Genomic DNA, 23,074 nt, shown 5'->3' with positions numbered 1-23,074 from the left:
TCTATAATAAATTAGGGTAAAACCATTTCAGGCTCATAATCAGGCAACTTCTTTCAAATCGGGGGTTCCTTCTTTCAGGTCAAGAATTTCTTCAAGTTTTTCATCAATTTCATCTTTCTCAACTCTCAAGTTTTCAATAATGAACCGCTGGCGTTCAGGTGTATTTTTGCCCATGTAATAACTCAGAATTTTGGTAATTGATGATTCCTTCTCAAGAATTACGGGGTCCAGTTTAATATCTTCACCTATAAAACCTTCAAACTCATCTGGCGAAATCTCCCCAAGACCTTTAAAACGGGTAATTTCAGGTTTTGGCGAAAGCTTTTTAATTGCCGCCTCTTTTTCTTCATCTGAGTAGCAATATATAGTTTCTTTTTTATTGCGCACCCTGAATAGCGGCGTGTCCAGAATATACAAATGTCCTTCACGCACCAGGTCCGGGAAAAACTGCAGAAAGAATGTAAGCAATAGCAGCCGGATATGCATGCCGTCTACGTCGGCATCGGTAGCTACAATAATCTTCTGGTATCTGAGGCCTTCCAGACCATCTTCAATGTTCAGCGCATGTTGAAGCAGGTTAAATTCTTCGTTTTCGTAAACAATTTTCTTAGTGAGACCAAAACTGTTTAAAGGCTTACCTCTTAAACTGAATACGGCCTGTAATTCGGGGTTTCGCGCTTTGGTTATTGAGCCGCTGGCAGAGTCTCCTTCAGTAATAAACATTACGGTTTCATGACGTTTCTCGTTCTTTTCATCATCCAGATGAAAACGGCAGTCTCTAAGTTTACGGTTATGCAGGTTTGCTTTTTTGGCTCTTTCGTTGGCCAGTTTTTTAATACCAGCCAATTCTTTCCTTTCTCTTTCAGACTGTTCAATGCGCTTTTTAAGGGCATCTTTAACCGCCTGATTCATGTGCAGGTAATTGTCTAGCTGCTCTTTCAGAAAATCGCTTATGAATGTTCTTACCGTTGGTGAATGCGGCTCGGGCGACATATTCTGAGACCCCAGCTTGGTTTTGGTCTGCGACTCAAAAACCGGCTCCTGTACCCGAATAGATATAGCGCCAATGATTGACTGACGGATATCTTCCGGAGCATAGTCTTTACCAAAATGCTCTCTGACAGTTCTTACAATTGCTTCTCTGAAACCCGAAAGGTGCGTACCACCCTGCGTAGTATTTTGTCCGTTTACAAATGAATAATACTCTTCTCCGTACTGGTTACCGTGCGACAACGCCACCTCTATGTCTTCGCCTTTCAGGTGAATAATAGGGTACCTCAACAGGTCTTCATCTGTTTTGCGTCGCAGCAGGTCAAGTAATCCATTCTGAGAAATGTACTTCTGTTTATTAAAGAATATAGCAAGCCCTGCGTTCAGGTAGCAGTAATTCCAAATCATTGACTCCACAAATTGCGGTATATAATGATAGTGCTTAAACACTGTGTCGTCAGGGGTAAAAGTAACCCAGGTACCATTCTTCTGGTCTGTATCTATAATTTCCGATTCGCTCACCAATTCGCCTTTAGAAAACTCAGCCCATTTGGTTTTACCATCTCGGTAAGCCTGTACTTTAAACCTTGACGAAAGCGCATTTACAGCCTTTGTACCTACTCCGTTAAGCCCCACCGCTTTCTGAAAAGCCTTGCTATCATATTTGGCGCCCGTGTTTATTTTAGATACCACATCAACCACTTTACCCAGGGGTATTCCGCGTCCGTAATCTCTTACCTCCAAACTACCTTCGTCCAGTTTTATCTCAATAGACCTGCCATAACCCATGGCATATTCATCAATACAATTATCCAGTACCTCTTTTAATAAAACATAGATTCCATCATCAGCAGCCGATCCGTCTCCTAATTTTCCGATATACATACCCGGCCGTAATCTTATGTGTTCCTTCCAGTCAAGCGAACGAATACTGTCTTCGTTATAAGTTACTTCCTTGTTTTCAGCCATTTTTGAAAAATATTTTGTTTTATTTGATTTTATAACTTACTTTGCAATTCAAAGTTCTTTTTATCACATACTTAATACCAAAGCGCAAAAAAATAAAAAAACTTCACTTACTTTGCATTGTATTAAGTTGTGGCACACATAAATTCCTAATTGTAATTTGGCAAATAACGTTATAGATATGAAATTTAACAAAAATAATTTCTTACAAAGTTTTCTCAAAATTACGGTTTTTACGCTAATAATTAGCAATACTTTTGCACAAAATGCCCCCACAGGTAACGGAGGCGGCCCAGCCACCGGGCCAATATCACCTGCAAACACAACCGGAGCCCCCATTGGTACGAAGGGTAATCCTGGAAATACACCGCAAACTTCAAATACCCAGCAAAACGGCACTCAACAAACAGGTAGTAATAACAGAAATGTAAGTAATGACCCCAATTCATCCAGAAATCTGCAATTAAGTGCAGCAGACCTTGCTTCAATGGCACGAGAAGACTCGTTGAAGTCAGTTCGTGAGTCTGAATTGGAGAAAGACGCTTCAAGAGCAGCCCTACGAAAAAGAATTTTTGGCTACAATTTATTCAATACCACCAGGTTTGACCCAACGCCGGCACTAAATATTGCTACACCCAGCAATTATGTACTAGGCCCAAACGACCAGTTGGTTATTGATATTTATGGATACTCACAGGCTAACTATAAGACGGTTATATCGCCAGACGGCTATATAACATTAGACCGTGTCGGGCTTATTTATCTGGCTGGTTCGTCTATGGAGCAGGCAAGAGAGAAAATTATGGCCCGAATGGCCAAAGTTTATACAGGTTTAAAGTCTTATGAAGGTTTTCCGCCTAACACGCATCTGATTGTTTCTCTGGGCAATATCAGAAGCATAAAAGTAACGGTTACAGGCGAAGTGGTAGCACCTGGCACGTACACACTTTCTTCGCTGTCATCCATACTTAATGCCTTGTATGCCTGCGGTGGCCCTAACGAGTTGGGTACGTTCAGAAAGATTAATTTGATACGGAATAACCGAATTGTTGCTTCGCTTGATTTGTACGAAGTACTCATTAAAGGTTTTGCCAAAGATAACATTATTCTACAAGATCAGGACATCATCCAGATTTCGCCATTTATTTCAAGGATAGCAGTTAGCGGTAATACCAAAAGAAATGGATTATTTGAACTAACCGAAAATGAAAAACTATCAGATTTAATTAGCTATGCCGGAGGTTTTAACCCTTATGCCTACCGTCACCGCATAAAAGTGCATAGAAACACCAGCCGTGAACGTAAAATACTGGATGTACTGGAAGCAGATTTTAATACCTTCAGTATAATGTCTGGCGACTCTGTAATCACTGAAAGACTCCTTGAAAGATACGAAAACATGGTCAAAATTCAGGGTTCGGTTTTCCGCCCGGGTGAGTATTCACTAGACAGCAACCCTACCCTTATGCAATTGGTTAAGTCGGCAGAAGGATTACGCGGCGAAGCCCTGACGGGAAGAATTGCCATATCCAGAACCAGAGAAGATATGATTATTGAAAACATATCGCTCAATCTGGATGATATAATAAAAGGTAAATCGGCGGATGTGGTTCTTAAGAGAGAAGATGTAGTAACTATTCCATCGGTATTTGACCTAACAGAACCAGCTTATATACGTATTCAGGGCGCTATTAATAACCCGGACGGGCAAGGTGGCATTGAAATTCCGTATGTAAGAAACCTTACAATTGAAGACGTACTGGTAAAAGTAGGCGGTTTGTCAGAATCTGCCTCTTTATCAAGAGTAGAAGTAGTAAGACGCAAGCGCAATGTAGACCCAACATCAACCAGTGCGCAGATATCAGATACTTTTCAGTTCAATATCCGCCCTGACCTGAGTGTGGAAACGGCCGGTACTAGCTTTATTCTTTATCCGTTCGACGAAATTTTCATCAGAAAATCACCCAACTACGTAAGCCAGTCTTTTGTAAGTGTTGAGGGCGAAGTTTTGTTTCCGGCCAGATATGGAATTAAAAACAAAGACGAGAAAATATCTGACGCCATTGCACGTGCAGGCGGGCTTACGCCGCAATCTTACATTGAAGGGGCAACGCTTATCAGAACCATTCAGTTGAGCGATGTAGAGCTGGAACAAAGAAGAAAAACGATCAGCGAAATTGCCAATAGCGCCGGCAATAACCAGAGAATTGAAATTGAAGCAGATAGTAGCACCAAAAAATCATCAATAGGTATTGACCTCAAGAAAATCATAGAAAACCCGGGTTCAAATGCGGATATGATTCTTCAGGATGGTGACATCATCCGTATTCCTAAACGCCTGGAAACTGTCCGTATTCAGGGCGAGGTACTCTATCCAACTACGATTAAGTACATTAACCGAGAAACCTTCATGAATTACGTTTCAAAGGCTGGTGGTTTTACAAAAAAATCGCTTAAAAGTAAATCATATATTTTATATGCTAACGGCTCGGTTGACCGGACCAGACGCTTTTTCTTCGTAAATATTTATCCAAAGGTTGAACCTGGTTCAGAGATTATTATTCCTCAAAGAAACCTTACTGCCCAACAGCAGCTATCGCAGCTTCAGGGATTCTTAACTGCCATTGGCGCAACCATGACCACAGTAGTTACCATTCTCGGAATCATTTCGCTTTCAAAATAATCAGTGGTAAAAAAAACACTATTTTTAATAAAACAATGGCTGAAACACAAATCATACAAGAAGAGCAGATCAATACAAAAGAGTTATTTCAGAAGATTGTTAAGTTTTTTAAACTGATAGGTAGTGAGTGGAGATTGCTTTTGATAAGTATTGCTATAGGCACATTAGGCAGTATTATCTTTGACATCAAGAACTTCAAGGAGTCGCAGTATTACGGAGAGCTTCATTTCAATCTGGAGTCTGGTTCGTCTAACCAGAATGCCATGGGTAGTTTTGCCGGCATTGCCAGTGCCTTTGGAGTTGGTAATATGGGTGGCTCACAGTCGAATGATTTATTCAGTGGTGGCAACTTTACGTCAGTAATTTCATCAAAGGCATTGTACGAAAGAGCCCTCATGAAAGAGGTAGTAGTTAATAACCGGAAGGTATTGTTTATTAATTATTATAAAGACAGTAGCGATATAAGCCGTAAAGAATGGGCTGGCGACTGGTTTAAGGCCGCCAATACGGCAGCAATTAAATTCAGATTTAAACCCAAAAGCCCTGACCAGTTCAGTAAACCTGAAAACGAAATTGTTACAGCCATTTATGAAAAACTGGTAAAACAGACCACCATGGCTCCTTTAGACAAGAATGGTTCAATAATGGTGCTGTCGGCCAATACAAATAGCGAAATGCTTACAAAAATTTGGCTTGAAACCCTGTTAAAAACCCTGGAAGAGTTTTACATTGAAGTGCGCACCAAAAAAACAAAAGAAATATACGATATTCAGGTAGGCCGTCTGAGAGAATTGGAAGGCAAGTTAAGCTCTGCAGACAGACAACTGGCTATTACCACCTACCAGAACCTGAACGCTGTTGACCCCACAGCGCCTATGCGCCAGCAACAGCAAAACCGTAACAACAGTTTTATATCAAATCAGTATTATACGCAAATGGCGTCTGTAGAAAACCTCAGAATGCTTTTGATTCATCAGACTCCCCTCTTTACTATGCTTCAGCCGGTGCGCCTGCCATTAATCAGAAAAGATTACATTATTGGTGGCAGCTCAAAATTGGGGGCATTTTTAGGCTTTTTTATTTGCGTAGTGTTTATCATTTTCAGAAGAACCTATCAGGAGCTGGTTAGCTAAATGTAAGTTTTTATTATTGATTGAATTTGAATTGTGCATGAAAAAATCGGATAACGAAATAGTAATAAAAGCGGGTAAATCGGCACTTCATTATTGGAAAGACATCTGGCTGCAGAGAGAACTATTCTGGATACTGGGTAAGCGAGATATCATGGTGCGCTACAAACAAACAGTGTTAGGTATTGCCTGGGCGGTTTTCAGGCCATTACTAACGGCAGTTGTAATGACCTTTGCCTTTGGTAAAATTGCCAGAATGGAGACTGACTCAACTTTGCCCTATATGATTATTGTTATACCGGGCGTAATTATATGGCTTTTCTTTTCGCAGTGTCTTTCACAAATCAGTAATAGTATTGTAGGCAATGGCAATCTGGTGTCGAAGGTGTATTTTCCACGGATAATCATCCCATTCAGTTCGTTGCTGGTAGGGCTTCTGGATGCCCTCATAGCTTTTGCCATGTTTTTTGTCTTTTGCCTCTATTACCAGTTTATGCCCAACTGGCAGATACTCATGGCACCGCTTTTTATGTTGCTGGCTTATCTCAATGCTTTTGGGCTGGGTCTTATTGCCGCCGTTTTAAATGTTAAATACCGCGATATTGCCCAGATTATTCCATTCATTGTTCAGTTTGGTTTCTTTATTTCTCCGGTCGGTTACACAAGCGAACAACAAAAAACTGCTTGGTGGTATACTTATTATAATCTAAACCCGATTGTTGGAACCATAGACGGTATGCGCTGGTCTTTATTGGCCGACCACTCTCCACTAAACTGGCAGAGCCTGTTGCCAAGCATTATATTTGCTATAATATCGGTGATTTTTTCCATTTGGTTTTTCCGTAAAAACGAAAATTCTTTTGTGGATTACATTTAATTTTTGGACTACTGAAAGGCACTTTGCATGAAAGCAATATCAATAAAAAATATTTCAAAGAAGTACATACTTAGCCATAAGAAAAAGAAATATCTGAATCTGAAAGAAACCCTTTCGGGCTTTGTGCAAGAGATGTTTGCCAATAAAGAAGAGCAGGAAACCAAAGAGGTTTTCTGGGCTTTAAGGGGTGTGAGCTTTGATATTGAACAGGGAGACAGAGTAGGAATTGTGGGTTCTAATGGTGCAGGTAAGTCAACCCTTTTAAAAATACTAAGCCGTATAACCGAGCCTACACATGGCGAAGTACGTGTAAAAGGCAGAATGGCCAGCCTGCTTGAGGTGGGTACGGGGTTTCATCCTGAATTAACCGGAAGAGAGAATATTTTTCTGAATGGTGCGATTCTGGGAATGCGGCAGGACGAAATAAGAAAACAATTTGATGAAATTGTTGATTTTGCCGGTATAGAAAAATTTCTTGATACACCTGTAAAACGTTATTCATCAGGCATGTATGTGCGTCTGGGATTTGCCATTGCCGCGCATCTTGAACCTGAAATATTGATTGTAGACGAAGTGCTTGCCGTAGGCGACTCTGAGTTTCAGAAAAAGTGTCTGGGCAAAATGAAAGATGTGTCCAGCCATGGCCGTACGGTATTGTTTGTAAGCCACAATGCCACCGCTATTCAGGGGCTTTGTAATAAGGCTGCGTTCTTGCAAAAGGGAGGCCTTGTTAAATATGGTGAAGTGGGTGAAGTGCTACACGATTACATGACAAGCATTTCAAAATTTAAACTGACACAAAGCTGGGATACCCCAGACGACGCGCCGGGTAATGACATGGTGCGTATTAAGCACGTTGAGTTATCGCCCGACTTTGTTAACGGCAGCAAAAATATAGATGTACGCACGCCGCTTAAGGTGATATTTGAGTTCTGGAATATGGTTGAAAACGCAGAACTTAACCTGAGTGTTTTTTTATATAGCATGACAGGCGAATGCGTTTTTAACGTAGGCAGTACGGCCAGGAATTTTACCAAAGGGTTGGTAAAAGGTGTGTTGGAGATACCCGGTAATTTCCTTAACGATGGTTCTTACTATATATCGGTTATGATAGTAAAAGACACCTCAGACCCGGTATTTTTTATAGAAGATGCCATTAGTTTTGATGTGGCCGACTACCGCGAAGGCACCAGCTGGTATGGCAAATGGCCAGGTGCCGTACGCCCGATACATATTCCGGTGAAAACGTGGAAAGTTGACGGGCTTATTTCATAACCCGCCGAAACCCCATAGTGTAATACCTTTGAAAGGATTCTGAAATTCATCTTCCTTATATTCAAATATTAATTACATTTGCAAACTGCATTTTGAATAGGCTCAGAAACCTGTGTATCACGCGACTATAACGTTACAGCCATAAAATCTGAGTAGATTCTGAATCTTCATCAGTTTTCAAACCTAGTAATAGCACATTGTGATAAACGTAACAAAATCATTTTTACCCCCTTTTGAAGAATACCAGGATAAAATAAAGGGTATCTGGGAAAGTACATGGCTTACTAATAATGGCCCACTGGTGCAGGAATTAGAAGCCCGCCTTAAAGAATACCTGGGCGTTAAAAACCTTTTGTTTGTAACCAATGGTACAATTGCCCTGCAATTAGCCATTAAGGCGCTGCATCTGCAAGGCGAAATTATAACTACTCCCTTTTCCTACTGTGCCACTACTACATCAATTTTATGGGAAAACGTAAAGCCTGTTTTTGTAGATATTGAGGCAGATACCTATAATATTGATGCTGATTTAATTGAGCAGGCCATTACCGACAAAACCACTGCCATAATGGCTACGCATGTGTATGGCAGGCCATGCAATGTTGAAAAAATTGAGCAGATTGCCCGTAAATATAACCTGAAAGTAATTTATGATGGCGCCCATAGTTTTGGCGCAACTTATAAAGGCAATTCGGTTCTTTCTTATGGCGATGTGGCCACCTGTAGTTTTCATGCTACAAAGGTTTTTCATACAGTAGAGGGAGGGTGTGTGATATGTAAAGACGACGAACTATTAAAAGTATTGGCGCATTACAGAAGTTTCGGGCATAAAAACGATGACTATTACATGATGGGTATCAATGCCAAAAACTCAGAGTTTCATGCAGCTATGGGTCTGGTTAACCTGCCACATGTAGCCGATATCATAGAAAAAAGAAAAATTGTTTCTGAAAAATATAATGAGCTGCTTAACTGGGATAAACTGAAACAACCCCGGCATAATATAGAAGGCTTTGTTTATAACTATGCCTACTACCCTATTATGTTACCCTCTGAACAAAAACTGCTTGAGGTAACCGCAGCCCTAAAGAAAGAAGACATTGTTCCCCGGCGGTATTTTTATCCTTCTCTCAATCAGCTGCCTTATTTAGATTTCTACACACCATGCCCGGTTTCTGAGCGGTTGTCAGTAGCGGCATTATCATTACCTTTGTATTATGATCTGGCGCTTGAAGATGCAGAACGAATTGCCAAGATAGTAAATAGTACACTTTAATCTATTGTTTAAGAAAACGAATTGCTTCTGTGGTTGATGTATCCATAATTATTGTCAATTATCGTACACCTGAGTTAATTGTTGAGTGTCTGAAAACAGTGCAGCAGTTTACACAGAAGGTTAGTTATGAGGTAATTGTGGTAGACAACCAGTCGAAAGGCGATGATGAAGGCTATGTAAAGGCGGTTTTTCCGGAAGTAAACTGGATACCCACAGGTTATAATGCAGGCTTTGGCAGGGCCAATAATCTGGGTATGAAGCAGGCTAAAGGCAGATATTTTTTATTACTGAACTCAGATACCAAGTTGTTTGAAGATGTGATAGACCGCTGTGTCAATAACCTTGATAATCGCCCGGATGCCATTGCCGGTGGTGCATATCAGGTATATCCGGATCTGACACCCCGTGCGTTTTATCATACATTTACGTTCAGACGAGATTTCTGGATTACCCCACCCCCACTCAGAAAATACCTCGATACGCTTATACCCTACACAAAATATGACGACCCTGAGCAGGTAGACTACATTGCCGCTGCATTTCTTATGGTGCGGCGCGAAGGCTTTGAAAAAACCGGGGGCTTCGATGAAGAGTTTTTTCTGTATGGTGAAGATACCGAATGGGGAAACAGACTTGGAAAAATTGGCAGGCAACTGGTTTTTAAAAACTGTCGTATTATTCATGAAGAATGGGGCAGTAAACCAGAACGCTACGAAGATGCCCGTAACTATACTTATTTTAACCGGTTTGATGAACAGATTCAGCTTTCTAATCTGGTTTGGATTCGGAAACAGTATGGAGCATTGCATTATTTTTTACTCATGCTACATTACTGGATTTGGGTTCCTGTATTTTTTATGATGAAAATGGTATCCAATATACTTCATCTGAAAAACCCTTTCGGAGAGCTACAAAACCAGAAAAGATTTGCCCGTACGATAGGCCTTTTTTCAGGCTATTTCTGGAGCATTCTATTGAAAAAACCAACTTTCTATAAAATTAGTAAATGAAAGATAAAACCATTCTTTTTCTGACACCAACCGGCGGCCGGACAGGCTCTGAGATGATGATATGGTATCTGCTGAAGCATTTATCAGGCAAAATCAGATCGGTGGTGTACAGTTGCAGCAATGGTGAGTTATTTGCAAAACACTCAACCGCCGACCAGACCTTTATCAATACCAGTACAAATGGCTTTTTATCTAAAATTTATGAAGGCATATACTTTCAGCTATTCAGAAAAACGCCGGAAGAAAACTGGATTCTGAAGATACAGGCACAGGTAAAAGCAGACAAATGGTACCTGAATACCCTTACCATGCCTCGTTTTGCAAGGCTGGCGCATAGCCTTCATATCCCCTATTTTGTTCATGTACATGAGTTGGTAGGGATTTATGACGAAATTGTGTATGACGATTTCCGGTTTCAGTTTGACCACGCAGAAAAAATAATCTGCTGCTCGGCCATTGTCGAAAAAAGAATCCGGCAGATGGGCTATAACAACACCATTCTTCTGCATGAATTTGTAGATACAGAAAAAATAGTAGTTAAACAACCGGCAGAAGCGTTAAGAAAACAACTGGGCATACCTGCCAACGCATTTGTATGGTTGATGTCTGGCTCTATGAACCACCGAAAAGGATATGACCTGGTACCGGATGTGGTTGAAAACCTTCCTGAAAATACTTACCTGATTTGGCTGGGTAACATCAAGAAAACAGGGGTTTTACACTATCTGCAACAAAGGGCGGCAACTGAAAAACTGAATTTTTTAATGATTGGTGAACAATCTGATGCCTATTATGATTATTTTAATTTGGCAGATGGTTTTGTTTTGCTGGCCCGCGAAGACCCCTTCCCTTTGGTAATGATAGAGGCTGCTTATCTTCAAAAGCCCATTGCAGGTTTTAATTCAGGCGGAATATCTGAATTTATGCAGCCAGGTATGGGTTTGGTAGTTGATAGCTTTAACCCCGCAGATTTAGCCGGCGCAATGGTACAAATTCAGAATAAGCAAATTGAAATAAATAAAGAAACACTAAAAAACAGGGCGATAAACTTTGATATCAGAAACCAGATTGAGAAGTGGGTTAGTTTTTTTAATGAAAACCAGGAATAAAAGATATGAGCGCAATAAATGATATACTTGTTGAATTAAAAGAAGCACAAAAAGTGCTGGATGATTTTATTTCTTCAGAACAAAACCTTAAAAATATAGAGGCAATTGCTAATCTGATGGCAGATGCTTTGCTAGATGGCAAAAAAATTATTTCTTGTGGCAACGGCGGTTCTCATTGCGACGCCATGCATTTTGCCGAAGAACTTTCTGGCAGGTACAGAGAAAACCGCCGCTCGCTGGCCGCAATAGCTATATCAGACCCAAGCCATATTTCCTGCACGGGCAACGATTACGGTTTCGACTTCGTTTTTTCGCGCTTTATAGAAGGCCTGGGTAATGCCGGTGATGTGCTGTTGGGCATTAGTACCAGTGGCAACTCTAAAAACATAATAAATGCGGTAAATGCCGCCCGCGAAAAAGGCATGAAGGTTGTCATCTTCTCGGGTAAAGACGGTGGCCAATTGAGAGGAAAAGCAGATGCCGATATAATTGTACCGCACTTTGGGTATGCAGACCGCATTCAGGAGATTCATATCAAAGTAATTCATATTCTGATGCTGCTGATTGAAAAAAAAGTATTAAGCGCTGAAAAGTAATGTATTACATTTCGGTTTTGGTTATTACCCGTTTAATAAAGCATATTGTTTTTAAAAAACTGTTTATCATTATTTTCTGAATACCTTTAGCTTAAGACATCCCTATTCATGAAGATTCTCTTTGTCAGTCATGACGCAAACAGAGCCGGAGCTCAGCTTTTTTTGTTAAATATTATGCGGTATTTTCAAAAAAAGAAGGTTTCAGTTCATTTGCTATTGCTTGATGGGGGTGTTCTGGAAAAAGACTTTGAGCAAATTTCCCATTTATATCACTATCCTAAAGATACCCACCATGCTCCTGAAACTTTAAGGAAGCGATGGCTGGGTAAAATTGGTATGAAGCAAGCCACTTATTACCAGAAAAATAAAGTGGACCTTAAAAACAAATTGGCTAATGAGCATTTCGACATTATTTATGCCAATACTATAGCCTCTGCCCCGGTTATACCAGAACTTCTGTCAATTCTGAATGCCCCGCTCATTACGCATATTCATGAGCTTGAGTTTTCAATCCAACTTTATTCAGAGCAAAGCGATAGAATTACTTTGTTTCAAAAAAGTGCCTGTATAATTGCCTGCTCAATGGCTGTTGCAGATAATCTGATAAAAAACCACGGTGTTGACAGCCATCAAGTAAAAATAATTCATTCGTTTGTTGATAATGATGCGGTGCTTCAAAGGTCGGCTCAGGTAAATAAACAAGCCATCAGAAAGCAATACAATATTCCGGAAGGCTCATTTCTGATTGGCGGATGTGGCAATGCTGAATGGCGAAAAGGTATTGATGTGTTTGTTTCTCTGGCAAAGAGATTAATTACCGCTAATGCAGCTGAAATACACTTTGTGTGGGTGGGTATCAGGAAATCTGGTGAGTATTATGAACAAATAGCCTTTGATGTAGACAGGATGGGTATCGGCGAGCATATTACTTTTATTGAACCCACCCCCGAAGCCATTGAGCTGATAAATTGTTTTGATGTTTTCACGGTAGTTTCACGCGAAGACCCATTCCCTCTGGTAATGCTTGAGGCCGCGCTGGCAGAACGAACGATTTTCGGATTTGAAAAAACCGGTGGCTGCTCTGAATTTATTGAACAAGACGCCGGAAAACTTTTTGACTATCTCGATATTGAAAATATGGCCCTTGCAATTCTGGCTCTGAAGGATACCCCTAACCATATTTTGGGTAAAAGAGCCAAAGAAAAAGTTTTGCAGCAATACAGTTTTGAAAACTCTATTGTTAAAATTGAAAAATTATTTGAGAATCTGGCATAAAAGACTGGCGCATACATGACACTCGCTTTCACCCTTTGTTCTGTTAACTATCTGGCACAGGCACATACATTAGGCGACTCGCTTAAAAAACATAATCCGGATTTCCGGTTTGTAATCGGGCTGGTAGATAAACTGGATACCAAAGATATTGATACATCTAAACTGCCTGATTACCCGCTGCTTGAGCTGGATAAGATACAGATAGCAGACTTGCCCGGTATGTGCGCACGCTATGATATAACAGAACTAAATACGGCAGTTAAGCCCTATTATCTTGATTATTTTCTTAGAAACAATCCGGAAGCGACCAATATAATCTACTTTGACCCAGATATTATTGTTTTTGATAAGCTCACGCATCTGGAAGAAAGCCTACAAAAATACGATATTGTTGTTACCCCGCATACCACAACCCCTTACAACGACACCAAATGGCAAAATGAAGAAGATATTGTAAATACAGGCGTTTTTAACTTTGGTTTTGTGGCCATCAGAAGGTCAGATTCAGCCAGAAAAATGGTTGACTGGTGGTGCCAAAAACTGGAAAAAGAATGCCTTATTGATCTATGCAACGGCTTATTTGTAGACCAGCACTGGGCAGATTTTTTTCCGGTTTATTTTGACAACGTGTTAATCAACAAGCATTTGGGCTACAATGTAGCCTACTGGAATCTGCATGAGAGAATATGCACCGAGAAAAACGGCAGATGGTTTATTAACAATTCAACGGCTTTACAGTTTTTTCATTACAGTGGTTACCTGATAGCAAAACCCAATGAGGTGTCTAAATACCAGAACAGAATAAACTTTGAAGACAGGCCTGATATAGTAGCATTATTTGAGCTTTATAGAAATGAGTTGCTTAAAAACAACGAGCTTTACTGGAAACATTTTAAGTGCGATTATATTAAACCTCCTAAAATAAAACGATATTTGCGGGTAAGAAAATATTTAAAACTCCCGCTTGAAAAATTAGCTCAGCTGGTTGAGTCATAATCTTTATGCAGAAATTTATTGCGCTCTGGCAACATCGTTATAGAAAATATACCCATCTGTTTCTGGTTTATTGGCATTTTTTCAGGGTTTGGTTCAGACTGATACTTTTAAAAGCAGGGTTTTCTGGCAAAAGAAAAGTTGTAGCCATTATACTAACCCAGCAGTTTGGTGATATAGTAGCCGGAGAACCCATCAGCAGGCAGGTAAGGCAGAAGCATCCCGACGACTACCTTATCTGGATTGTAAAACCGGTTTTCAGAGAGTTGCTGGAAAACAATCCGAATCTGGATGAAATACTGGAAGAATTCTGCGCTAATCAACGTCGCTTGTTAATTAACTCAGGCATTTTTGATACTATTTATAATTTACAGTTCAGAAACAACAGCTATTGCCCGGTTTGCCAGGTGTATGTTGAGAATCCGGAAGCCGACGCGAGAGATATAACCATACATAATTACTATTTTCAGGGTAATTTATTATCGGTTCAACAAAAAATGGCTGGTCTTGTTGTTGAAGATATGCAACCGCGCTTGTTTTTAACCGACAAGCACAAAGTCAGGGTTGACCAGCTTCAATTACCCCATAAGTTTCTGGTTATTCATGCGCAATCAGCCCAAAACAGCCGTAACTGGAACAATACCAAATGGGAAGCGCTGATAACCCATTTACTTGAAAGCACTGATTTTCATGTTATTGAAATTGGTCTGAGCAGCGATTTAAAAATATCTAACCCTCGTTTTGTTAATTTATGCGGCAGGCTTTCTATACTTGAAACAGCAGAGGTTATCAGAAGAGCCGTTTTTTTTATAGGCATAGACAGCGGCCCGGCGCATCTGGCCAATGCCGTAGGTACGCCTGGCCTGATTATGATTGGCAAACTGGAGAACTTTGTGAATCATATACCGTATTCAGGCAGATATAAAACGGGTGAAAATGCTATAATTGTTAGAAATACCAGCGGCCCAAGTGCAGACATTGAAGTTGAAACAGTGATAAAGGCCATTAATGAAAATAAATTGTTAATTTTAGCCTGAAACCAACCACGGTTTGTGGCAGTTATGTTATGCTTTTTTTTACACTTTGTCATATAAACCAGTTGCCCAATGCTATTCTGCTGGGCGACACCATCAGGGAAAACCACCCCAGTGCCATTTATTTTATAGGGCTTATTGACAAAGCCGAAAGGATTCCGTCCGCTTTTCAATCACCGTATAGGATTGTGAGTGTTGATGAATTAGTAATTCCGGATTTTGAAACCATGGCTGCTACCTACAACACCTTAGAGCTGCTAAATAATACCAAACCTTTTTTTGCAAAATATGCCTTGCAGCAGTCAGATAAGGTCTTGTATCTTGATTGCACCAGTGTGCTTTTCAATCCTGTCGATTTCATCAGCCAGGATCTCAACCATTACTCAATTATATTGGTACCTCAATTGCTGCACGCGGGAGTGCATCCGGACGAAAAACAGATTCTCAACACTGGCATCTATCATTCAGGATTTATCGGATTTAAAAAATCTGATGAAACCATTCGTTTTCTTGACTGGTGGGGTAAAAATACAACTCAGAAAGGTAGTACCAATTTATGCATCGGGCTCAACTCAGACCAACTCTGGCTTGAGCATGTTCCGAATTTTTATGATAACGTATTACTATCTAAGAATAATGGTATTAATATTGGGCCTTGGAATTTACCCGAACGTAAAATTGACGCTTCAACAAATAAGGTCAACGGGCAACCGTTGATATCGGTAAATTTTAAAGGAATGCCCTATTGGCCGGCTTTGAACAGAAAGTTAAAAACGTACACTTTAGCGCCCATAGAGCCTGTATATGGCTTATCTTTACCAAAAGAAAACAAAACCGGCAAGATAATTGCCAGAAATTTAAGAAAAATCAATAGTTTGACAGATAAAATAATCGATTTGCTTCAATAGTTTGATTAGAAGCTTTTTTTTAACTTAATTTTGCAAAATTACCAGACATAGTTCTATATGAATTACAAAATTGAAAAAACAGAGCAGTACGCTCTTATTTCTCTTGACGAAACTACTTTTGGAGCTGAAATAACTGCGCCTTTTGAAAAACTGGTGGTTCAGCTTTATCGTGAAGGCTACACCAATATGGTAACCGATTTTACGAAAATTACTGAAATTGATGAAGATGGTTTGTCATTAATCAGAAAAGCCAACAAAGTTTGCCGAACAGAACAAGGGCTTTTTGTGATATGCACAAAAGATGATGATTTAATTGATGCCATTGATGAGGCAAAGATACCTGAACTTGTTATTTTGCCAACAGTTGATGAAGCCATTGATGCCGTGTTTATGAATGACCTTGAAAACGATTTCCGTGAAGAAAGCGATGACGAGTTCGACCTCGGTGAAGAAAACGGATTTCAGGAAGAAAAATACTGATTTCATTGGCGCATAACTACTATTCAACCATCAGACTTATTACATACCCCTTTCGGGGCAAGGGGTTATTATGAATTTTGAACTTTTAATACTTGGCACGGGCTCTGCTACTCCCACACTTGAACACAACCCATCGGCTTATTTATTGACGCTGGATAACGAGCACTTTCTGATTGATTGTGGCGAGGGTACGCAGTTCCGCTTGCTGGAACACAAAGTGCGCTCGCATCGTATCCGTCATATCTTTATCAGTCACCTGCACGGCGACCATTATTTTGGTTTAATCGGGCTTATATCCAGCTGGAATCTGAACCAACGCAAAGAAGATTTAACCATCTATGGGCCAAAAGAGTTAGCAGAGATACTCACCATTCAGTTCAAGCATTCGCAAACCTACCTTCATTTTAAGGTTAATTTTGTTGCAACAGATACAACCATCGCCAGCAGGATTGTTGAAACCCCGCTTATTACTGTAGAGACCATTCCTTTAGTACACCGAATTGACTGCTGCGGGTTTTTGTTTCGTACCAAAGAAAATAAAAGGAAATTACTGGCTGATAAACTACCCGAAAATTTTCCGGTTCCGTTTTTGAAGATGCTGAAAGACGGGCTTGACGTACAAGACCCACTGACGGGCCAGGTGTACAGGAATGAAGAATACACAGTTTCTGGCGGTCAGTCTAAATCATTTGCTTATTGTTCAGATACGGCCTTTCATGAAGCTATCATACCACAATTGCAAAGTGTAGGCAACATTTTTCATGAAGCCACCTTTACTGATTCAGAACTGAAACGGGCCATTACCACTAATCATTCTACCGCCAGGCAGGCCGCAACTATTGCACAAAAAGCCCAGGCAGGCCAACTCATTATCGGCCATTATTCGTCTCGCTACAAAACACTTGATAACCACCTGAGCGAAGCCAAAGAGGTTTTTGAAAACACTTTTCTGGCCACAGAGGGCGCCACTTTCAAACTTTTATAAAAAAGACTGTTTTAAAAGCAACTCTTGTTTTACGGCCTTTATGCGGTCGTTGAAACTGATTTGGTTAAAGTTAACGTCTTTCTCGCAGGTGGCTGCCAGGTAGTGCATAATGTCTTTCTGGTGGGGTACTCTCCTGCCTGTTTCTACACTTACATACTTACTGGTGGTCCACATAAAGTTTTTCAACTCGGTTTTGTTTTCATCCGTCATAAAATACTCTGTTACCAGGGTATCAGTATCAAAATAAATTGCTCTTGAAAAAATCTTCACCCATTCGCTCACTACAGCCGGACGAATGTAGGCTATCTGGTGCTGATAAACCACCCAGCTTGTGCGGTAATTTTTAAAAACTTCAGAAAACTTAAAGCCGTATAACTTGGCCACCTGGTCTTCGCGGGCATTGAAGTAATAATCGAAATACTTTGAGTTATTGAGATGTTGAAGAGGATCGCAGTCCTGAAATCTGATAATAGCTTTAGACTCGGTAATGGTGGGGTACTCACCGTCATTTATTTTTTCATACATACACTTATGCAATAAATTTTTATCAAAAATAAGAATAGTTTTTTAAATACTTAAACCGAAGCCAATAAAGAGCAGTTATTCATGAATTTCAAAAAATTGCCTTAGCAAATTCAAATAATACATCCTCAAACCAGTGCTGAAAGCTGTCGCTAAGACACTTTTACGCTGGCTATATCAGGTACATTTATCTATTTACAGAAACCGTGAATTTTAGCCCTAAATAGCAAACGCAAACAGCAGATAAGCATTTTAATCTCTTTAAAGGAAACTAAAACTTCAAGATAAAAGTTTGTATTTTAGCTTTTCCTTCCTGTAAAATCTCATCAACAAAACAACAAGCACTTAACTATCAGTCAGTTATAAAAAAATTACAAGAATTACACCCATATAGTCTATAATAATTATAGGATTTATGTATATTTGCAAAGTTAAAAAAAGGAAGTCATGCAAAGTTTTCGTACAGAACTAGAGAATCCATTAGTTGAAAAAGATATCATTGATTTAGAGCGTAAAATCAGACTTTTCCGCGAAGGTAAAATCCATGAAGAAAAATTTCGTAGTCTACGTCTGGCTCGCGGTGTTTACGGACAACGCCAGCAGGGCGTGCAGATGGTAAGAATCAAATTGCCTTATGGCAAAATGACACTTAACCAATGGAAGCGCATTGCAGATATTTCAGACGAGTACTCAACCGGTAACTTGCACCTTACCACTCGCCAGGATGTTCAGATTCACTTTGTGAGCCTTGACAAGACCCCGGAATTATGGGCAAAACTGGAGCAGGACAACATCACCCTTCGTGAAGCCTGTGGAAATACCGTAAGAAATATTACGGCCTCTCCTACTGCCGGTATTGACCCGAAAGAACCTTTCGATGTAACGCCTTATACGCATGCTGCGTTTGAGTACTTCCTGCGCAATCCTGTTTGCCAGGAGATGGGTCGTAAATTCAAAATGGCTTTCTCAAATACTGACGACGATACTGCCCTTACCTTCATGCACGACCTCGGATTTATCCCTAAAATCAAGGATGATAAAAGAGGTTTTAAAGTAATGTTGGGTGGCGGATTAGGCGCACAACCACAATTGGCACATGTGGCGTATGAGTTTCTGGAAGCAGATCAGTTGATTCCGTTTACAGAGGCGGTTATCAGGGTATTTGACAGACACGGCGAAAGAAACTCAAGACACAAAGCCCGTATGAAATTCCTGATAGCCAAAATTGGCTTTGAAGAATTTATGAATCTGGTTGAAGGCGAAAAAACAGCATTGAAGGTAAAAACGTATCCTATTGATACCCAAAAGCCTGAGTTTCAGTATAACTATGCTACCCCGCAACAACAGGATTTACCTGCAAACGATTCGGAAGCCTATCAAAACTGGTATAAAACCAATGTATTTGCCCAAAAACAAGAAGGCTATTATGGTGTTTTTGTCCGCGTGCCATTGGGAGATATTTCAAGCGTGGTTTCAAGAAGCCTGATTGAAAAATTAAGACCTTATATTGCAGACGATGTACGCGTAACGGTTAATCAGGGTTTGTTGCTGCGCTTTGTACTGGCTAAAGATTTACCCTATATTTTCAGCGTTTTAAGCGACCATAAGCTGGCGGCGCCTGGTGCTAACAGTATTGCTAACATTACTGCCTGCCCTGGTACTGACACCTGTAACCTGGCCATATCTGACAGTACAAAAATTACCCTTGAATTTGAAAAAGTATTGCGTGAGGATTTCCCCGAACTGATTGAAGAAACCAACATGCAGATAAAAATATCAGGCTGTATGAATGCCTGTGGCCAGCATAGCATGGCACACATTGGTTTCCATGGCAGCTCTCTGAAATCAGCAGGAAAAGTACTGCCCGCGGTTCAGGTGTTACTGGGTGGTGGCATCAAAGGAAACGGCGAAGGCCGTATTGCCGATAAGGTAATAAAAATACCAAGCAAAAGAGGTCCGCAGGTATTAAAAATTGTATTGAATGACTACGAAACCAACGGTCTGGAAGGCGAGTATTTCAATGATTACTACGACCGCCAGGGTGAAAAATATTTTTATACTCTGCTAAAACCGCTGGCAGACCTTATTACCCTGATTGATACCGACTTTGTTGACTGGGGTCGTGATGAGTTGTTCCAGACCGAAATTGGTGTGGGCGAATGTGCCAGCGTAATTATTGACCTGGTGGCAACTTTGTTTTACGAGTCGGAGGAGAAAATTGACTGGGCAAGAACTGCATTTGATGAAGGCCGCTGGGCTGATGCCATTTATTACGCCTATCAGTCGCAGATTAATACAGCTAAAGCGCTGTTGCTTGATAAAAACATTAACAGCAGCACCCAACACGGTGTAATGAACGAATTTGATAAAAACTTTGCCGACGACTTCGGTGGTAACTTTAAAGCGCAGGTTTTGCAGATTAATCAGAACGAGCCAAGCCAGGTTTTTGCTATTGATTATATATCTGAAGCAGAAAACTTTTTGAAAGAAGCCATTACATGGAGAGAAACCAACAAAAATGCCACTGTTGAAGCATGAGTTCTACCCAAAATATAACATCCGGTTTTTTGAACCCTGTTCCGAAGCTCACAGTAGTGGGTGCAGGAATGGGCGACCCTGAGCTGATTACTATTAAAGCCATCAATACGCTGCGACAAGCCGATGTAGTGCTTTATGATGCCCTGATAGATGAAGAGCTGTTGGAATACTGCCACCCTGAATGCGAACGAATTTATGTTGGCAAACGCGGTTTTGAAAAAAGCGTAAGCCAGGACAGCATCAATTTTATGATAGCCGAAAAAGCCTTTGAAAAAGGGCATGTGGTACGTCTGAAAGGCGGCGACCCGTTTATATTTGGTCGTGGAAATGAAGAAATTGCTTATGCCAAAGAAAGAGGAATAGAAACCGCCTACATACCTGGTGTGTCAAGCATCATGTCAGGCGGTTTTTATGAAATTCCGCTTACTGCCAGAGGTGTTGCAGACGGGTTCTGGGTTATTACAGGTACCAAAGCAGACCATAGTTTGTCTGCAGATGTACGTTTAGCAGCGCACTCAAAGTCGACAGTAGTTATTCTGATGGGCATGAAAAAACTGGCTTCTATAGCCCGTATTTTTGAAGAAGAAGGATTTGGCAACACTCCGGTAGCAATTATACAGAACGCTGCCACAGCCGAACAAAAAATCGGAATTGGAGATGTAAAAAATCTGCCTGAAATTGCAGAGAAAAATCAGTTGGGCAGCCCCGCTGTAATCTTAATCGGAAACGTGGTTAAGCAAAACAGCATTCAGCATTTATGTTACATAGGGCATCAGTACTCCGGTAAAACAAAACTAAACAAGTCAAGTAAGTAAAGTATATGGAAAGAATAGCCAATACCCTTAGCGCGCACGTTCGACTAAAATATATTGCTGTGGCAATACTTGCCTTAAAAGTTTTACTGATTGGTGTATTGGCTTATCGTATTTTTGCCAGTATTCACTCATTCCAGTGGGGTATAGACAATCTGTTTTTATATTATGTAGGTGTGGGTTTTCTGGCGCAGCTGGTTGACGGCGCACTTGGAATGGCCTACGGTGCCACCTGTACTTCCATGCTACTGGGTGTAGGCGTGCCCCCTGCTTATGCTACGGCCAGTGTGCATACGGCAGAGGTTTTTACAACCGGGGTCTCCGGGCTGTCGCACTTATATTTTGGCAACATTGATAAAAAACTCTTTTTCAGAATCGTTATCACAGGTGTGATTGGCGCAATGATAGGAGCTTATCTTATTTCTGAGATTATAGACGGTAAAGTCATTCGCCCATACATTTCGCTTTATCTGGTTGGTTTGGGTGTGGTAATTATAGTAAAAGCATTCAAAAAAAGACCAGCCACCCCCACCAACAAAAACCTGGGTTTATTGGGTTTAATTGGCGGTTTTTTTGATTCAATAGGCGGTGGCGGATGGGGTCCCCTGGTAACTTCAAACCTAATCAACAAAGGTAATGCCCCCAAAGAAACCATTGGAACTGTTAATACAGCCGAGTTTTTTGTAGCATTTTTCAGCACAGGCATATTTATGCTTTTTATAGATATTCAGGCATGGCAACCCATTGCAGGTCTTATTCTGGGGGGTGTGCTGGCTGCTCCGCTAGGTGCATTTCTTGTAAAGTTGTTTCCGCCCAAAACCATCATGCTCATTGTAGGCACATTAGTGGTGGGTCTAAGCGTTTATAACATTATTAAAGTCTGGTTTTAATTGCATTTTATTATGGTTGACATAGAAAAATTAGAACAATTTTCTTTAGAAGAGAGCCTCAACTTTATAGCTGGTCAGTTTCCGAGTAAAGTTGTGTTTTCAACATCATTCGGGCAGGAAGATCAGGTAATCACACATGCCATTTTCAAGAACAGTGTAGCAGGTGGTGCATTAAATATAAAAGTATTTACTTTAGATACCGGCAGGCTGTTTCAGGAAACTTACGAGTTGATGGACAGAACACGTGCACGCTATCAACAGTCTATTGAAACCTATTTCCCAACTACTGAAAAAGTACAGCAACTGGTAACGCAAAAGGGCTTTAACAGCTTTTATGAGTCGGTTGAAAACCGCAAAGAATGTTGTGCCATCAGAAAAATTGAGCCTTTAAAAAGAGCATTGGCCGGAGCAGAGGTATGGATAACTGGTTTGAGAGCCGAACAATCAGAAAACCGGAACGACATGAAGATTTGGGAATGGGATGGCGGAAACAATGTCTGGAAGTTTAATCCGCTCATTCATTGGTCGTACGAAAAAGTGCTGGAGTATATCGCAGTCAATCGGGTTCCCGACAACCCATTACATAAAAAAGGTTTTGTAAGCATTGGCTGTTTGCCTTGCACACGCGCCATAGAGCCCGGCGAACACCCAAGAGCAGGCCGCTGGTGGTGGGAAGAATCTAAAAAAGAGTGTGGATTACACCAAGTTTCTTAAATTTGCATTTG

Annotated in this window: 20 protein-coding genes; 18 read left to right on the top strand and 2 right to left on the bottom strand. The window is 40.6% G+C overall.

Annotated elements, in window-relative coordinates; translation table 11 throughout:
- Positions 1-39 precede the first annotated feature (39 nt).
- A complete protein-coding gene (locus MB380_RS10095) occupies positions 40-1,959 on the bottom strand; it encodes a DNA topoisomerase IV subunit B (protein WP_253535166.1) in 1,920 nt (639 codons plus the stop codon).
- 178 nt (positions 1,960-2,137) lie between these two features.
- On the opposite strand from MB380_RS10095, the gene MB380_RS10090 reads away from it, so the two are divergent.
- The 14 genes from MB380_RS10090 (at position 2,138) to MB380_RS10025 (ending at position 17,587) form a co-directional block, all read left to right on the top strand.
- Positions 2,138-4,639, top strand: a complete 2,502-nt coding sequence (locus MB380_RS10090) for an SLBB domain-containing protein (RefSeq protein WP_253535165.1) — start codon at positions 2,138-2,140, stop codon at positions 4,637-4,639.
- 35 nt (positions 4,640-4,674) lie between these two features.
- Positions 4,675-5,772: a hypothetical protein gene (locus MB380_RS10085; protein ID WP_253535164.1), complete on the top strand. Its 1,098-nt coding sequence runs from the start codon at positions 4,675-4,677 to the stop codon at positions 5,770-5,772.
- Positions 5,773-5,809: 37 nt separating this feature from the next.
- Positions 5,810-6,646 (top strand): ABC transporter permease, encoded by an 837-nt coding sequence (locus MB380_RS10080; protein ID WP_253535163.1) that lies wholly within the window; start codon positions 5,810-5,812, stop codon positions 6,644-6,646.
- A gap of 27 nt (positions 6,647-6,673) precedes the next feature.
- Positions 6,674-7,921 carry an ABC transporter ATP-binding protein gene (locus tag MB380_RS10075; RefSeq protein WP_253535162.1) on the top strand — a complete coding sequence of 416 codons (1,248 nt, stop codon included), beginning with the start codon at positions 6,674-6,676 and terminating at the stop codon, positions 7,919-7,921.
- Positions 7,922-8,120: 199 nt separating this feature from the next.
- On the top strand, positions 8,121-9,197 hold the full coding sequence (locus MB380_RS10070; protein ID WP_253535161.1) for a DegT/DnrJ/EryC1/StrS aminotransferase family protein: 1,077 nt from the start codon (positions 8,121-8,123) through the stop codon (positions 9,195-9,197).
- Positions 9,198-9,226: 29 nt separating this feature from the next.
- A complete protein-coding gene (locus MB380_RS10065) occupies positions 9,227-10,207 on the top strand; it encodes a glycosyltransferase family 2 protein (protein WP_253535160.1) in 981 nt (326 codons plus the stop codon).
- On the top strand, positions 10,204-11,316 hold the full coding sequence (locus MB380_RS10060) for a glycosyltransferase (RefSeq protein WP_253535158.1): 1,113 nt from the start codon (positions 10,204-10,206) through the stop codon (positions 11,314-11,316). Before MB380_RS10065 ends, MB380_RS10060 begins: the two co-directional genes overlap by 4 nt.
- Before the next feature lie 5 nt (positions 11,317-11,321).
- Complete coding sequence (lpcA, locus tag MB380_RS10055) at positions 11,322-11,912, top strand: D-sedoheptulose 7-phosphate isomerase (protein WP_253535156.1); 591 nt, start codon at positions 11,322-11,324, stop codon at positions 11,910-11,912.
- Between the two features lie 108 nt (positions 11,913-12,020).
- On the top strand, positions 12,021-13,187 hold the full coding sequence (locus tag MB380_RS10050) for a glycosyltransferase family 4 protein (protein ID WP_253535154.1): 1,167 nt from the start codon (positions 12,021-12,023) through the stop codon (positions 13,185-13,187).
- Between the two features lie 15 nt (positions 13,188-13,202).
- Positions 13,203-14,183 carry a glycosyltransferase gene (locus MB380_RS10045; protein ID WP_253535152.1) on the top strand — a complete coding sequence of 327 codons (981 nt, stop codon included), beginning with the start codon at positions 13,203-13,205 and terminating at the stop codon, positions 14,181-14,183.
- A gap of 5 nt (positions 14,184-14,188) precedes the next feature.
- The gene (locus MB380_RS10040; protein ID WP_253535151.1) at positions 14,189-15,217 is read left to right on the top strand and encodes a glycosyltransferase family 9 protein; all 1,029 of its coding nucleotides are present in this window, start codon (positions 14,189-14,191) and stop codon (positions 15,215-15,217) included.
- 29 nt (positions 15,218-15,246) lie between these two features.
- Complete coding sequence (locus tag MB380_RS10035) at positions 15,247-16,122, top strand: hypothetical protein (RefSeq protein ID WP_253535149.1); 876 nt, start codon at positions 15,247-15,249, stop codon at positions 16,120-16,122.
- Between the two features lie 57 nt (positions 16,123-16,179).
- The gene (locus MB380_RS10030) at positions 16,180-16,602 is read left to right on the top strand and encodes an STAS domain-containing protein (protein ID WP_253535147.1); all 423 of its coding nucleotides are present in this window, start codon (positions 16,180-16,182) and stop codon (positions 16,600-16,602) included.
- A 70-nt stretch (positions 16,603-16,672) separates the two neighbouring features.
- Positions 16,673-17,587 carry a ribonuclease Z gene (locus MB380_RS10025; RefSeq protein ID WP_253535145.1) on the top strand — a complete coding sequence of 305 codons (915 nt, stop codon included), beginning with the start codon at positions 16,673-16,675 and terminating at the stop codon, positions 17,585-17,587.
- On the opposite strand, the gene MB380_RS10020 is transcribed toward MB380_RS10025, so the two are convergent.
- Positions 17,582-18,112: a thioesterase family protein gene (locus tag MB380_RS10020; protein ID WP_253535143.1), complete on the bottom strand. Its 531-nt coding sequence runs from the start codon at positions 18,110-18,112 to the stop codon at positions 17,582-17,584. The two genes, MB380_RS10025 and MB380_RS10020, sit on opposite strands and share 6 nt — an antisense overlap.
- 444 nt (positions 18,113-18,556) lie before the next feature.
- On the opposite strand from MB380_RS10020, the gene MB380_RS10015 reads away from it, so the two are divergent.
- The 4 genes from MB380_RS10015 to MB380_RS10000 are packed head-to-tail and all read left to right on the top strand — an operon-like array spanning position 18,557 to position 23,063.
- Complete coding sequence (locus MB380_RS10015; protein ID WP_253535141.1) at positions 18,557-20,647, top strand: HEPN domain-containing protein; 2,091 nt, start codon at positions 18,557-18,559, stop codon at positions 20,645-20,647.
- Positions 20,644-21,462 (top strand): uroporphyrinogen-III C-methyltransferase, encoded by an 819-nt coding sequence (gene cobA / locus MB380_RS10010; RefSeq protein ID WP_253535139.1) that lies wholly within the window; start codon positions 20,644-20,646, stop codon positions 21,460-21,462. Before MB380_RS10015 ends, cobA begins: the two co-directional genes overlap by 4 nt.
- A gap of 5 nt (positions 21,463-21,467) precedes the next feature.
- The gene (locus MB380_RS10005; protein WP_253535137.1) at positions 21,468-22,349 is read left to right on the top strand and encodes a sulfite exporter TauE/SafE family protein; all 882 of its coding nucleotides are present in this window, start codon (positions 21,468-21,470) and stop codon (positions 22,347-22,349) included.
- A 12-nt stretch (positions 22,350-22,361) separates the two neighbouring features.
- The gene (locus tag MB380_RS10000; protein ID WP_253535135.1) at positions 22,362-23,063 is read left to right on the top strand and encodes a phosphoadenylyl-sulfate reductase; all 702 of its coding nucleotides are present in this window, start codon (positions 22,362-22,364) and stop codon (positions 23,061-23,063) included.
- The last annotated feature ends 11 nt before the right edge of the window (positions 23,064-23,074 follow it).

The organism is Emticicia sp. 21SJ11W-3 (assembly GCF_024138715.1).
Taxonomy (GTDB): Bacteria; Bacteroidota; Bacteroidia; order Cytophagales; family Spirosomataceae; genus Emticicia; species Emticicia fluvialis.
This window is presented reverse-complemented; position numbering and strand designations above follow the sequence as displayed.

What these genes read in the sequence shown, in the direction of transcription:
- MB380_RS10080 (WP_253535163.1), top strand. Translation starts at nt 5,810, where the DNA reads ATGAAAAAATCGGATAACGAAATAGTAATAAAAGCGGGTAAATCGGCA.
- MB380_RS10025 (WP_253535145.1), top strand. Translation starts at nt 16,673, where the DNA reads ATGAATTTTGAACTTTTAATACTTGGCACGGGCTCTGCTACTCCCACA.
- MB380_RS10085 (WP_253535164.1), top strand. Translation starts at nt 4,675, where the DNA reads ATGGCTGAAACACAAATCATACAAGAAGAGCAGATCAATACAAAAGAG.
- MB380_RS10060 (WP_253535158.1), top strand. Translation starts at nt 10,204, where the DNA reads ATGAAAGATAAAACCATTCTTTTTCTGACACCAACCGGCGGCCGGACA.
- MB380_RS10045 (WP_253535152.1), top strand. Translation starts at nt 13,203, where the DNA reads ATGACACTCGCTTTCACCCTTTGTTCTGTTAACTATCTGGCACAGGCA.
- cobA (WP_253535139.1), top strand. Translation starts at nt 20,644, where the DNA reads ATGAGTTCTACCCAAAATATAACATCCGGTTTTTTGAACCCTGTTCCG.
- MB380_RS10020 (WP_253535143.1), bottom strand. Translation starts at nt 18,112, where the DNA reads ATGTATGAAAAAATAAATGACGGTGAGTACCCCACCATTACCGAGTCT.
- MB380_RS10050 (WP_253535154.1), top strand. Translation starts at nt 12,021, where the DNA reads ATGAAGATTCTCTTTGTCAGTCATGACGCAAACAGAGCCGGAGCTCAG.
- MB380_RS10075 (WP_253535162.1), top strand. Translation starts at nt 6,674, where the DNA reads ATGAAAGCAATATCAATAAAAAATATTTCAAAGAAGTACATACTTAGC.
- MB380_RS10090 (WP_253535165.1), top strand. Translation starts at nt 2,138, where the DNA reads ATGAAATTTAACAAAAATAATTTCTTACAAAGTTTTCTCAAAATTACG.
- MB380_RS10030 (WP_253535147.1), top strand. Translation starts at nt 16,180, where the DNA reads ATGAATTACAAAATTGAAAAAACAGAGCAGTACGCTCTTATTTCTCTT.
- MB380_RS10040 (WP_253535151.1), top strand. Translation starts at nt 14,189, where the DNA reads ATGCAGAAATTTATTGCGCTCTGGCAACATCGTTATAGAAAATATACC.
- lpcA (WP_253535156.1), top strand. Translation starts at nt 11,322, where the DNA reads ATGAGCGCAATAAATGATATACTTGTTGAATTAAAAGAAGCACAAAAA.
- MB380_RS10015 (WP_253535141.1), top strand. Translation starts at nt 18,557, where the DNA reads ATGCAAAGTTTTCGTACAGAACTAGAGAATCCATTAGTTGAAAAAGAT.
- MB380_RS10005 (WP_253535137.1), top strand. Translation starts at nt 21,468, where the DNA reads ATGGAAAGAATAGCCAATACCCTTAGCGCGCACGTTCGACTAAAATAT.
- MB380_RS10095 (WP_253535166.1), bottom strand. Translation starts at nt 1,959, where the DNA reads ATGGCTGAAAACAAGGAAGTAACTTATAACGAAGACAGTATTCGTTCG.
- MB380_RS10000 (WP_253535135.1), top strand. Translation starts at nt 22,362, where the DNA reads ATGGTTGACATAGAAAAATTAGAACAATTTTCTTTAGAAGAGAGCCTC.
- MB380_RS10035 (WP_253535149.1), top strand. Translation starts at nt 15,247, where the DNA reads ATGCTTTTTTTTACACTTTGTCATATAAACCAGTTGCCCAATGCTATT.